13 protein-coding genes are annotated in these 12566 nt (G+C 65.0%); 9 read left to right on the forward strand and 4 right to left on the reverse strand.

Annotation, left to right across the window (positions count from 1 at the left end):
- Positions 1-111 precede the first annotated feature (111 nt).
- Both DC366_RS13560 and preA read left to right on the forward strand, forming a co-directional pair.
- Positions 112-1443 carry an NAD(P)-dependent oxidoreductase gene (locus DC366_RS13560; protein WP_108692872.1) on the forward strand — a complete coding sequence of 444 codons (1332 nt, stop codon included), beginning with the start codon at positions 112-114 and terminating at the stop codon, positions 1441-1443.
- A gap of 31 nt (positions 1444-1474) precedes the next feature.
- On the forward strand, positions 1475-2779 hold the full coding sequence (gene preA, locus DC366_RS13565) for an NAD-dependent dihydropyrimidine dehydrogenase subunit PreA (RefSeq protein WP_108692766.1): 1305 nt from the start codon (positions 1475-1477) through the stop codon (positions 2777-2779).
- Between the two features lie 45 nt (positions 2780-2824).
- On the opposite strand, the gene DC366_RS13570 is transcribed toward preA, so the two are convergent.
- The 3 genes from DC366_RS13570 to DC366_RS13580 all read right to left on the reverse strand — a co-directional run bounded on the left by DC366_RS13570 (position 2825) and on the right by DC366_RS13580 (position 4064).
- Positions 2825-3055, reverse strand: coding sequence for an N-(5'-phosphoribosyl)anthranilate isomerase (locus tag DC366_RS13570; RefSeq protein WP_108692767.1), 231 nt, complete (start codon positions 3053-3055; stop codon positions 2825-2827).
- Positions 3056-3090: 35 nt separating this feature from the next.
- Positions 3091-3330 (reverse strand): hypothetical protein, encoded by a 240-nt coding sequence (locus tag DC366_RS13575; protein ID WP_108692768.1) that lies wholly within the window; start codon positions 3328-3330, stop codon positions 3091-3093.
- 92 nt (positions 3331-3422) lie between these two features.
- Positions 3423-4064, reverse strand: a complete 642-nt coding sequence (locus DC366_RS13580) for a TetR family transcriptional regulator C-terminal domain-containing protein (RefSeq protein ID WP_108692769.1) — start codon at positions 4062-4064, stop codon at positions 3423-3425.
- Between the two features lie 156 nt (positions 4065-4220).
- On the opposite strand from DC366_RS13580, the gene DC366_RS13585 reads away from it, so the two are divergent.
- The 7 genes from DC366_RS13585 to DC366_RS13615 all read left to right on the forward strand — a co-directional run bounded on the left by DC366_RS13585 (position 4221) and on the right by DC366_RS13615 (position 11099).
- On the forward strand, positions 4221-5471 hold the full coding sequence (locus DC366_RS13585; protein WP_108692770.1) for a Zn-dependent hydrolase: 1251 nt from the start codon (positions 4221-4223) through the stop codon (positions 5469-5471).
- A gap of 85 nt (positions 5472-5556) precedes the next feature.
- On the forward strand, positions 5557-7020 hold the full coding sequence (gene hydA, locus DC366_RS13590; RefSeq protein WP_108692771.1) for a dihydropyrimidinase: 1464 nt from the start codon (positions 5557-5559) through the stop codon (positions 7018-7020).
- Positions 7021-7027: 7 nt separating this feature from the next.
- Positions 7028-7447, forward strand: coding sequence for a VOC family protein (locus tag DC366_RS13595; protein WP_108692772.1), 420 nt, complete (start codon positions 7028-7030; stop codon positions 7445-7447).
- Positions 7444-8223: an ABC transporter ATP-binding protein gene (locus DC366_RS13600; RefSeq protein ID WP_108692773.1), complete on the forward strand. Its 780-nt coding sequence runs from the start codon at positions 7444-7446 to the stop codon at positions 8221-8223. Before DC366_RS13595 ends, DC366_RS13600 begins: the two co-directional genes overlap by 4 nt.
- 126 nt (positions 8224-8349) lie before the next feature.
- Positions 8350-9222 carry an ABC transporter permease gene (locus tag DC366_RS13605; RefSeq protein WP_439331661.1) on the forward strand — a complete coding sequence of 291 codons (873 nt, stop codon included), beginning with the start codon at positions 8350-8352 and terminating at the stop codon, positions 9220-9222.
- Positions 9222-10067 (forward strand): ABC transporter permease, encoded by an 846-nt coding sequence (locus tag DC366_RS13610; RefSeq protein ID WP_108692775.1) that lies wholly within the window; start codon positions 9222-9224, stop codon positions 10065-10067. The genes DC366_RS13605 and DC366_RS13610 overlap by 1 nt, the downstream gene beginning before the upstream one ends.
- A gap of 36 nt (positions 10068-10103) precedes the next feature.
- Positions 10104-11099 (forward strand): ABC transporter substrate-binding protein, encoded by a 996-nt coding sequence (locus DC366_RS13615; RefSeq protein ID WP_108692776.1) that lies wholly within the window; start codon positions 10104-10106, stop codon positions 11097-11099.
- Positions 11100-11192: 93 nt separating this feature from the next.
- Here the strand turns inward: DC366_RS13615 and aroA are convergent, their stop codons facing one another.
- Positions 11193-12542, reverse strand: a complete 1350-nt coding sequence (gene aroA, locus DC366_RS13620) for a 3-phosphoshikimate 1-carboxyvinyltransferase (protein WP_108692777.1) — start codon at positions 12540-12542, stop codon at positions 11193-11195.
- Between the last annotated feature and the right edge of the window lie 24 nt (positions 12543-12566).

A 12566-nucleotide genomic window follows, 5' to 3' on the forward strand; every position in this document is an offset into this window, starting at 1 on the left:
CCGTCATTCGCAACAAAATGGTGCGAAACGAAATTTTACCAATTGATAAAATAAAAAACTGTGAAATACTGAATGCAGCCACCCCGATCAACCTGCGTGATGGAGGACGCCATGAAGGACACCGCGCTGACCCCCGGCATCACCGGCGGACGCCTGCCCCCCGAAGAATATGCTGAGAACTTCTCGGATCTGCATCCACGGCCGGACCATCACGAGGCGCTGGTCGCCGCCGATCGCTGCTATTTTTGCCATGACGCGCCCTGCATCACGGCCTGCCCCACCGATATCGACATTCCGCTGTTTATCCGGCAGATCGCCACCGGCACGCCCGAGGCGGCAGCGCGCACGATCTTTGCGCAGAACATCATGGGCGGCATGTGCGCCCGCGTCTGCCCGGTCGAGACACTCTGCGAGGAGGCCTGCGTGCGCGAGTTGGCCGAGGGCAAGCCGGTCCTGATCGGGCAGTTGCAGCGCTATGCCACCGACACGCTGATGGAGGCGGGCATTCACCCCTTTACCCGCGCGGAGCCGACTGGCAAGCGCGTTGCGGTCGTCGGCGCGGGGCCTGCGGGCCTTTCCTGCGCGCACCGGCTGGCGATGCATGGCCATGACGTGACCGTCTTTGATGCGCATGAGAAACCCGGCGGGCTGAACGAATACGGCATCGCCAGCTATAAAACGCCGAATGATTTCGCCGCGCGCGAGGTTGAATGGCTGCTCAAGATCGGCGGGATCGAGGTGAAGACCGGCCAGCGCCTTGGCGCGGGGCTGGACCTGGCGCAGTTGCGGGCGGATCATGACGCTGTATTCCTGGGCATCGGCCTTGGCGGCGTGAACGCGCTGAACCTGGAGGGTGAGGACAAGGACGGTCTGCGCGACGCGGTCGATTTCATCGCCGACCTGCGGCAGGCCAGCGATGTGTCCAAGGTTCCGGTGGGCCGCGACGTCGTTGTGATCGGCGGCGGCATGACGGCCGTGGACGCGGCGGTGCAGGCGAAACTCTTGGGCGCGCTGAACGTCACGCTGGTCTACCGGCGCGGCCGCGATCGCATGAATGCGAGCGTGTTCGAGCAGGATCTGGCCGCCTCTTCGGGGGTTCGGATCATCACGGGCGCCACGCCGCGCGCCATCATCGGCAACGGTGCGGTCCGCGAGATCGAGTTCGAATACACGGATGACGATCTGCAACCGACGGGCCAGACCTTCCGCCTTGCCGCCGATCAGGTATTCAAGGCCATCGGCCAGACCTTGCACGGCGAGGGCCTGCCGGATCTGGACGGGCACAAGATTGCCGTCACCGGCGCCGGGCGCACGTCGATGAAGGGCGTCTGGGCGGGGGGCGATTGCGCCGCGGGCGGCGATGATCTGACCGTGACGGCGGTGGCCGAAGGCCGCGACGCTGCAATGGACATTCACGCAAGTCTGACGAACGCGGGCGGATGATGCCCGGCTACGCAAGACAGGGAGAGTAAAGATGGCTGACCTCACAAGCGACTTCATCGGGATCAAATCGCCCAACCCGTTCTGGCTGGCCTCGGCGCCGCCGACGGACAAGGAATACAACGTGCGCCGCGCGTTCGACGCAGGCTGGGGCGGCGTCGTGTGGAAAACACTGGGCGAGGCCGGGCCGCCCGTGGTCAATGTGAACGGGCCGCGCTACGGCGCGATCTATGGCGCCGACCGGCGCCTTTTGGGCCTCAACAATATCGAGCTGATCACCGACCGCCCGCTGGAAGTGAACCTTGAGGAGATGAAGCGCGTCAAGCGCGACTATCCGGACCGCGCGCTGATCGCCTCGCTGATGGTGCCGGTGAACGAGGATGCATGGCGCGAGATCCTGCGCCGCGTCGAGGATACCGGCTGTGACGGGGTCGAGCTGAACTTCGGCTGCCCCCACGGGATGAGCGAGCGCGGCATGGGCAGCGCCGTGGGACAGGTGCCCGAATATGTCGGCCAGGTGGCCCATTGGTGCAAGAAGCACTCCAGCCTGCCCGTGATCGTCAAGCTGACGCCGAACATCACCGATGTGCGCAAGCCCGCGCAGGCGGCGATGGAGGGCGGCGCGGATGCGGTCAGCCTGATCAACACGATCAACTCGATCACGTCCGTCGATCTGGACCTCTTCGCGCCACAGCCCACCATCGACGGGCAAGGCGCGCATGGCGGGTATTGCGGCCCGGCGGTCAAGCCGATCGCGCTGAACATGGTCGCCGAAATCGCCCGCGATCCGGCGACAGCGGGCCTGCCGATCAGCGGCATCGGCGGCATCACCACTTGGCGCGACGCGGCCGAGTTCATGACCCTGGGCGCCGGTAACGTGCAGGTCTGCACGGCGGCGATGACCTATGGCTTCAAGATCGTGGAGGAGATGATCTCGGGGCTCAGCCAGTGGATGGATGAGAAGGGCATGACATCGACGGCGGACATCGTCGGGCGCGCGGTGCCAAACACGGTCAACTGGAAGGATCTGAACCTCAACTACGTCGCCAAGGCCGTCATCAATCAGGACGAGTGCATCAAATGCGGGCGCTGCTATGCGGCCTGCGAGGACACATCGCATCAGGCCATCTCGATGTCGCCGGACCGGGTGTTCGAGGTGATCGATGCCGAATGCGTGGCCTGCAACCTGTGCGTCAATGTCTGCCCCGTCGAAGGGTGCATCACGATGGAGGCGATGGCGCCCGGCGAGGTTGATCCGCGCACCGGCAAGGTGGTCGAGGCGGAGTATGCCAACTGGACGACCCATCCGAACAATCCGGGCGCCTGCGCCGCCGAGTGAACGATTTTTCGCGAAAAATCTCCGTCGAGAAAATTCGCGAATTTTCTAGAACATCATCTCGACCGGCCCATCATGGCACACGACGATGAACTGGTCTGCCGTGCGGATGAGGTGAAAACCGCGCAGCCGCACGGCACGGATGAATCGATCGCGGCCCACTTCGCGATCTACCCAAAGCCGTGATCGGCGCACGACACCGCCGGTCCGCGCGGCTTTGGCCGCGAACATCTGCTCCAGCCAATAGTCGGGGTCTGTTGATCGGGTCAGGCTCCGCATGATGCTCAACCTGCCGCAAGATCTTGAAAACAAGGTTAACGCGTGCGAGGATCCTCGCCCTCCGGGTCGATGACGCGCGCGCCCTCGCCGCCACTGTCGCCATCATCCAGGATCTGCCCGGACAGGCCCGACACGCGGTGCGACGCATCGCCGCCGCCCAGCGTCGCCGCAACGCGCAAGGCGCGCCGCAACTGCTCGGTGCGCAAACGGGCCGTCACGGGATCCACCGCAGCCCTGTATCCGTTTTGGTAATCCTTGCCATAGAACGCCGCCATGTCACTCCCCCACGGAGCCCGCCACCCGGCATCATCCTAAGCGGCGCAGCAGGGCCCGCCAAACGCGAAGTGACAACAGGATTAACGGCTCCTCAATCGCGACGCGGCTGCAGCATCCGGGTGAAAAGCGTGGTCAGAAACTGTTCCGCCCCGTCGGTGGGGGATTTCTCCTCGACAAGGACACCCACCTGCGCCGCGAAATCGGCGTAATGCTGCGTGGTGGCCCAGATCGAGAAGATCAGATGTCGCGGATCGGTCGGCGCGATGCGTCCGGCATCGATCCAGCCTTGGATCGTCGCGGCGGCGCCATCGACCAGCGGCTTCAGATCCTGCTCGAGATGCGGCGCGATTCGCGGCGCACCCTGCAGGATCTCGTTGGCGAAAAGGCGGCTTTCGCGGGGGTATTTCTGGCTCATCTTCAGCTTGCGGCGCACATAGGTCAGGATCTCGGTCAGCGGATCGCCGTCGGGGTCGATGCGCCGCAGCGGCGCCAGCCAGCGATCCATCAGTTGGTTCAGCAGCGTGACGTGGATCTCTTCCTTGCCGGAGAAATAGTAGAGGATATTCGGCTTGCTCAACCCGGCCCGCTCGGCGATCTGGTCAAGCGTGGCGCCGCGATAGCCATGTTGCGCGAACACGTCGAGCGCGGCCTCGCTGATGCGCGCGCGGTTTCGGCGTTGAATCCGGCTGCCGCCTGCCGCCGCGGTGGCCTCTTCTGTGCTGCTTTGCTCCATCGTGCCCCCTTCCCCCGCGCCTGTCCGCGGTGCAATCTACAAGCGCGCGCCATCCTCGCCCAACACTATTCTTGACAGGCGCTGGACCGTGCGCAATCGTTAAGTTGACCATTTGGTAAAAGACCACCCAGCGAACGCGCAAGGAAGGCTCAGGATATGGCAGCACCCGGACAGAACCTCAAGATCGACGGCCAGCGGCTGTGGGACAGCCTGATGGAGATGGCCAAGATCGGCCCCGGCGTGGCGGGGGGCAACAACCGCCAGACCCTGACCGACGCCGATGGCGAGGGGCGCGCATTGTTCCAGAAATGGTGTGAGGGCGCGGGCATGTCCATGGGCCTCGACACGATGGGCAACATGTTCGCGCGCCGCGAGGGCACGGACCCCGATGCGCTGCCGGTCTATGTCGGCAGCCATCTGGACACGCAGCCGACGGGCGGCAAATATGACGGCGTGCTAGGCGTTCTGGCCGGGCTGGAGCTGGTCCGCACGCTGAACGATCTGGACATCAAGACAAGGCACCCCATCGTCGTGACCAACTGGACGAACGAGGAAGGCACGCGGTTCGCGCCCGCCATGCTGGCCTCCGGCGTCTTTGCCGGGCTGCATGACGAGGAATGGGCAAACCAGCGCACCGATGCCGAGGGCAAGACCTTTGGCGACGAGCTGAAGCGCATCGGCTGGAAGGGGGACGAGCCCGTCGGCGAGCGCAAGATGCACGCGTTTTTCGAGCTGCACATAGAACAGGGCCCGATCCTGGAGGCCGAGGGCAAGGATATCGGCGTGGTCACGCATGGTCAGGGCCTTGAATGGACACAGCTGACCATCACCGGAAAGGATGCGCATACCGGCTCCACCCCGATGCCGCTGCGCCGCAATGCGGGCCTTGGCATGGCGCGCGTGCTGGAAAAGGTGAACGAGATCGCCCTCGCGCACGCCCCCAACGCCGTCGGCGCCGCGGGCCATATCGAGGTTTTCCCGAACTCGCGCAACGTGATCCCCGGCAAGGCCGTCTTCACCGTCGATTTCCGCTCGCCCGACATCAAGGTGCTGACCGAAATGGTGAGCCAGATGAAGAAGGCCGCGCAAAAGATCTGCGACGACATGGAATTGCAGGTCGAGTTCGAAAAGGTCGGCGGCTTTGACCCGGTCGAATTCGATCAGGGCTGCGTCACCGCCATCCGCTCGGCCGCCGAGCGTCTGGGCTATTCGCACATGGAGCTGATCTCGGGCGCGGGCCACGATGCCTGCTGGATCAATCAGGTCGCGCCCACCGCGATGGTGATGTGCCCCTGCGTCGATGGCCTGTCGCACAACGAGGCCGAGGAAATCACGCTCGAATGGGCGCGCGCCGGGGCGGACGTGCTGCTGCATGCGGTGGTGGAGACGGCCGGAGTCGAGGGCTGACCCCGAACAACACGCGGCGATCCCCGGTCAACCGGGGCGCCATGCGGCCCATGACGCCGCGCCAAAAGATCAAGGGAGAAAACCAATGACCACCAAAGTCATCAAGGGCGGCACCGTCTGCACCGCCGATCGCACATGGAAAGCCGACGTTCTGATCGAGGGCGAGACGATCAAGCAGATCGGCGAGGATCTGAAGGGCGATGAGATGATCGACGCCGAGGGCGCCTATGTCATCCCCGGCGGCATCGACCCGCACACCCATATGGAAATGCCCTTCATGGGCACGACCGCGGCGGAGACGTTCGAGACCGGCACATGGGCCGCGGCTTGCGGCGGCACGACGATGCTGGTCGATTTCTGCCTGCCGGGCGCTGACGGCTCCATCAAGAACGCCATCAACGAATGGCACCGCAAATCCGCGCCGCAGATCTGCACCGATATCGGCTATCACATGGCGATCACCGGCTGGGACGAGAATGTCTTCAACGAGATGAAGGACGCCGTCGATATGGGCGTCAATTCCTTCAAGCATTTCATGGCCTACAAGGGCGCGCTGATGATCGAGGATGACGAGATGTTCGCCTCCTTCAAGCGCTGCGCCGAGCTGGGCGCGCTGCCGATGGTGCATGCCGAAAACGGCGATCTGGTGGCCGAGATGCAGCAGAAATACTTCGACCAGGGCATCACCGGCCCCGAGGGGCACGCCTATTCGCGCCCCCCCGAATTCGAGGGCGAGGCGGCGAACCGCGCCATCTGCATCGCCGATGCAGCGGGCGTGCCTCTTTATATCGTGCATGTGAGTTGCGAGCAGACGCATGAGGCGATCCGCCGCGCGCGCCAGAAGGGCATGCGCGTCTACGGCGAGCCGCTGATCCAGTTCTTGACGCTGGACGAATCCGAGTATTTCAACAAGGATTGGGACCATGCCGCGCGCCGCGTGATGTCTCCGCCCTTCCGCAGCAAGGATCATCAGGATTCGCTCTGGGCGGGGCTGCAATCGGGATCGCTTCAGGTGGTGGCCACCGATCACGCCGCGTTCTCCACCGAGCAGAAGCGCCGCGGGCGCGACGATTTCCGCATCATCCCCAACGGCTCCAACGGGCTGGAGGAGCGGATGCCGGTGCTGTGGACCGAAGGGGTCGAAACCGGTCGCCTGACGCCGAATGAATTTGTCGCCACCACGTCGACGAATATCGCCAAGATCCTGAACATCTATCCCAAAAAGGGCGCCATCGTCGAGGGGGCGGACGCCGATATCGTCGTCTGGGATCCCAGGATTTCCAAGACGATCAGCCCCGCAAACCACCATTCGATTCTCGATTACAACGTCTTCGAGGGGTTCGAGGTGACGGCCAACAGCCGCTACACCCTCTCGCGCGGCGAGGTGATCTGGGCCTGGGGCCAGAATTCGCAGCCCCAGCCGGGCCGCGGCCGGTTCGTTCCGCGCCCCGCCTTCCCCTCGGCGCATACCGCGCTGAGCAAATGGAAGGCGCTGAACGCGCCGAAGATGATCCAGCGCGATCCGCTGAACATTCCGGCGGGGATCTAGGCGCGGCATGCCGGGCCCCACTGCCCCAAGGGCCGTTCTGGAAACGGCGCTCTACGCGAGCGACCTCGATGCAGCGGCGGCGTTCTACAAGGATGTCGTCGGCCTGACCGAGCATCAGCGCGTGCCCGGCCGCCACGTCTTTCTGCGCTGCGAGACGTCGATGCTGATGCTGTTCAACCCGCAGGCGACGCAGTCCGGCGGCGGCAAGCTGCCCGTCCCGCCCCATGGCGCACGCGGCGAAGGGCATGTCTGTTTTCGCGCCGAGCCGGGCGAGATGGACGCATGGGCGCACCACCTGTCCGCGATGGGCGTGGCGATCGAGGCCGATTTCGAATGGCCGAACGGCGCGCGCTCGATCTATGTGCGCGATCCGGCGCGAAACTCGGTGGAGTTCGCCGAAGCCAAATTATGGGATTTTGACACGTGAGCGATATCGTCATTTCGGCCAAGGATCTCGGCCTGACCTTCCAGACGGGCGACGGCCCGATCCACGCGCTCAAGGACGTGAACCTTGACGTGCGGCAAGGCGATTTCGTCAGCTTCATCGGCCCCTCCGGCTGCGGCAAGACAACATTCCTGCGTGTCATGGCCGATCTTGAGCAACCCACCGCCGGCACCATCACCGTCAACGGCACCAGCCCCGAAGAGGCCCGCCGCGCCCGCGCCTATGGCTATGTCTTTCAGGCCGCCGGCCTTTACCCGTGGCGCACCATCGGCGGCAACATCCGGCTGCCGCTGGAGATCATGGGATATTCCAGGGACGAACAGGCGCGCCGGACCGCGGATGTGCTGGAACTGGTCGAGCTCGGCGGGTTCGAGAAGAAATATCCCTGGCAGCTTTCGGGCGGCATGCAGCAACGCGCCTCGATCGCGCGCGCGCTTGCCTTCGACGCCGACCTGCTGCTGATGGACGAGCCCTTCGGCGCCCTGGACGAAATCGTGCGCGACCACCTGAACGAGCAGCTTCTCAAACTCTGGGACCGCACCGGCAAGACGATCTGCTTCGTCACCCACTCCATCCCCGAGGCGGTGTATCTGAGCACCCGCATCGTGGTGATGTCGCCCCGCCCCGGCCGCATCGCCGACGTCATCGAAAGCCCCCTGCCCCGCGAACGCCCGCTCGACATCAGGGACAGCCGCGAATTCATCGAAATCGCCCATCGCGTCCGCGACGGCCTGCGTGCGGGGCACGGCGATGATTGATCGCGGCATTCCTCAGCCTGCCTTGGCCGGTGACAATGGCCTCAGGTCTCGCGCCTTTCGCGGCGATCGGCTGTTCGGCTTGCGCCCAAGGGAAAACGGGTCACGAAGATCAGGGGGACACGCCTGATGCGTAACGTCCTGCCGATCCTGACAATCGTGCTGGCCATTCTGGCCATCTGGTACGCCTCCGCCATCGCCCTAAACGCGCCCTGGGCCTATGACAAGGCCAAGCGCGCGAATATCGAGCTGAGCGCCACCGATCTTGTCCGCGACACCTGGAGCCAGAAAAAACCGAAACTGCCGGTGCCCCATCAGGTCGCGTCCGAGATCTGGGACACGACCGGCGCCATGGTTCTGAGCGGGCGCGGCTTTTCCAAACGCTCGCTGATCTATCACAGTTGGGTGACCTTCAGCGCGACCATCCTCGGCTTTGCCCTGGGCACCGTGCTGGGCACGCTTCTGGCGGTCGGGATTGTCTATAACCGGACGATGGACCTCAGCGTGATGCCATGGGTGATCACCAGCCAGACAGTGCCGATCATCGCCATCGCGCCGATGATCATCGTTGTCCTGAACGCGGTCGGCATATCCGGACTGCTGCCCAAGGCGATGATTTCGATGTATCTTTCCTTCTTTCCGGTCGTCGTGGGGATGGTCAAGGGGCTGCGCAGCCCCGACGCGATGCAGCTGGACCAGATGCGCACCTGGAACGCCAGCGCGGCGCAGACCTTCTGGCGGCTGCGTCTGCCCTCGTCGATGCCGTATCTGTTCGCCTCGCTCAAGGTGGGCATTGCCGCCAGCCTTGTCGGCGCGATCGTGGGCGAGCTGCCGACCGGCGCGGTTGCCGGCCTTGGCGCGCGCCTGCTGGCAGGCAGCTATTACGGCCAGACCGTCCAGATCTGGAGCGCGCTTCTGACCGCTGCCGCACTTGCCGCGCTGATGGTCGGCGTGATCGGGCTGATCCAGCGCGTGACGCTCAAGCGGATGGGGATGGCGTGATGGGCTGGCTCCTGGGCGCGGTTGCGGCATGGCTGATCGGATGGCAGATAAACTCGCGGCTTGCGCGGCGCCCGCTAAGCCGGGCGACGGCGTTCGCCGGGCCGGTCATCTTCGGGCTGACGGTCATCCTGATCTGGGAGTGCCTCGTGCGGGGGCTGGACATCTCGCCGGTGCTGCTGCCGCCGCCCAGCCAGATCATCCAGACCTTTGGCGCGTCGCTGCCCCTGCTGTGGCGCGATTTCGTGCAGACCGTGGTAAAGGGCGCGCTGACCGGGTATGTTCTGGGATGTTCGGCCGCTGTGCTGCTGGCCGTGGCGATCGACCGGTTTCCGTTCCTGAAGCGCGGCCTTTTGCCCGTCGGCAGCTTCATGGCCGCGCTGCCCATCATCGGCCTCGCGCCGATCCTGGTCATGTGGTTCGGGTTTGACTGGCAATCCAAGGCGGCGGTCGTGGTGGTGATGGTGTTCTTTCCGATGCTGGTCAACACCGTCGAAGGCCTGAGCGATACCGGCGCGATGCAGCGCGACCTGATGCGCACCTATGCCGCCGGATACTGGAAGACACTCTTCAAGCTGCGCCTGCCTGCCGCGATGCCGTTCATCTTCAACGGGCTCAAGATTGCCACGACACTGGCGCTGATCGGGGCCATCGTGGCAGAGTTCTTCGGCTCGCCGACCAAGGGCATGGGGTTCCGCATCTCCATCTCGGTCGGGCAATTGGCGATGGATCTGGTCTGGGCCGAGATCGTCGTGGCCGCCATCGCCGGATCGGCCTTCTACGGCGCAATCGCGCTGCTGGAGAAGACGCTGACATTCTGGCATCCTTCGCAACGGGGCCGGATGTAGCGCCATAGGAACGATAACCACAGGGAGAAGACAACAATGAAAAAACTGACACACGCACTTGGCATCACCACGCTGAGCCTCGCCGCCACGGGCGCCGCACACGCCGCCGACGATGTCACCCTACAGCTCAAATGGGTCACGCAGGCGCAATTTGCCGGCTATTACGTCGCGCAGGATCAGGGCTTCTATGGCGAGGAGGATCTGAACGTCACGATCAAGCCGGGCGGTCCCGATATCGCCCCGGCGCAGGTGATCGCCGGCGGCGGCGCCGATGTGGTGGTCGACTGGATGCCGTCGGCCATGGCGAGCCGCGAAAAGGGCCTCGATCTGGTCAATATCGCGCAGCCTTTCAAATCGTCGGGCATGATGCTGACCTGCCGCAAGGATACCGGCGTCGCCAGCCCCGAGGATTTCCCCGGCAAGACGCTGGGCGTCTGGTTCAGCGGGAACGAGTACCCCTTCCTCAGCTGGATGAGCAAGCTGGGCCTTGCCACCGACGGATCGGAGGGCGGCGTCACGGTGCTCAAGCAGGGCTTCAACGTCGATCCGCTGCTGCAGGGTCAGGCGGCCTGCATCTCGACCATGAACTACAACGAATACGGCCAGGTCCTCGATGCCGGTCTCACCCCGGAGGAGCTGGTGGTGTTCAAATACGAGGATCAGGGCGTCGCCACGCTGGAGGATGGCCTTTATGTCCTTGGCGAAAATCTCGAAGATCCCGAATTCGTCGACAAGATGGCCCGTTTCGTGCGGGCGTCGATGAAGGGCTGGAAATGGGCCGAGGAGAACCCCGAAGAGGCCGCGCTGATCGTTCTGGACAATGACGCCAGCGGCGCGCAGACCGAAGATCACCAGATCTTCATGATGAAGGGTGTGTCCGAGCTGACCGCGGGCAGCGACGGCACCCTTGATCCGGCGGACTTCCAGCGCACGATCGACTCGCTCCTGTCGGGTGGCTCGGACCCGGTCATCACCAAGGATCCCGGCGATGACGCCTGGACCCATGCGATCACGGACAAGGCACTGAACTAAGGCGTTTCGCGACATGACAAAAACGGGGCGCGCCAGTCATTGGCGCGCCCTTCCTTCATCTTGGCACAAATACTCGAACGCCCTGCCGCGGCCTCAGGCGGTGCGGCTGATATCCGCGCCAAGGCGCGCCATGAGCGGCTCGAAAATGGGAAAGGACGTGGCGATGGGGCCGCCATCGTCGACACTGACCGGCGCGTTCGCCGCCATGCCGAGGATCAGGAACGACATCGCGATGCGGTGGTCCAGGTGGCTGGCGCAGCTGGCACCGCCCGGCACATTGCCGTGACCGCGCCCGTGCACGATCCACCAATCCTCGCCGTCCTCCACCTCGACGCCGTTGGCGCGCAGGCCGGTGGCCATCGCCTCGATCCGGTCGGATTCCTTGACGCGCAGCTCGGCGACCCCGCGCATGACGGTTGCGCCATCCGCGAAGGCGGCAACGACCGACAGGACGGGATATTCGTCGATCATCGATGCGGCGCGCGCCGGGTCCACCTCGATCCCCTTCAGATCCGGCGAGAACCGCGCGCGCAGATCGGCCACAGGCTCGCCGCCCTCCTCGCGTTCGTTCTCATAGGTCAGATCGGCGCCCATCTCGCGCAGCGTGGTGAACAGACCCGCGCGCGTCGGATTGAGCCCGATCCCCGGCACCAGCACGTCCGAGCCCGGCACGATCAGCGCGGCGCAGACCGGGAACGCGGCCGAGCTGGGATCGCGCGGCACCGCGATTGTCTGCGGCGACAGCTCGGGCTGGCCGGTCAGGGTGATGACGCGGCCCTCGTCGGTGTCCTCGGTCCGGATCTGGGCGCCGAAGCCGGCCAGCATCCGCTCGGTATGATCGCGGGTCGCCTCGCGCTCGATCACCACGGTCTGGCCGGGCGCGTTCAGCCCCGCCAGCAGAACCGCCGATTTCACCTGCGCCGAGGGCATGGGCACGGTGTAGCGCACCGGCGCAGGCGCGGCCGCCCCGACGATCGTCATCGGCAGCCGCCCGCCCGCGCGCCCCACCGCCTGCGCACCGAACAGCGCAAGCGGGTCCGTCACCCGCGCCATCGGCCGCTTGTTCAGGGACGCATCGCCGGTGAAGGTGGCCGCGATCGGCGTCGTCGCCATCGCCCCCATGATCAGGCGCACGCCGGTGCCGGAATTGCCGCAATCGATGACAGCCTCCGGCTCGGCAAAGCCGCCCACGCCGACGCCATGCACCGACCAGGCGCCGCCGCCCAGATCCGTGACCTCGGCGCCGAAGGCACGCATCGCGCGGGCCGTGTCCAGCACGTCCTCGCCCTCCAGCAGGCCGTTGATGCGCGTCTCGCCCACCGCCATCGCGCCCAGGATCAGCGCCCGGTGCGAGATCGACTTGTCACCCGGCACATCCGCCGTGCCGGTCAGCGGGCCGCAATTGGCCGAACTCATGGGGATGGGTGTACCGTGGCCAGACATGGATGCGCCTTCGTGTCAGGGAGA

Source organism: Pelagivirga sediminicola (assembly GCF_003072125.1).
Lineage (GTDB): Bacteria > Pseudomonadota > Alphaproteobacteria > Rhodobacterales > Rhodobacteraceae > Roseovarius > Roseovarius sediminicola.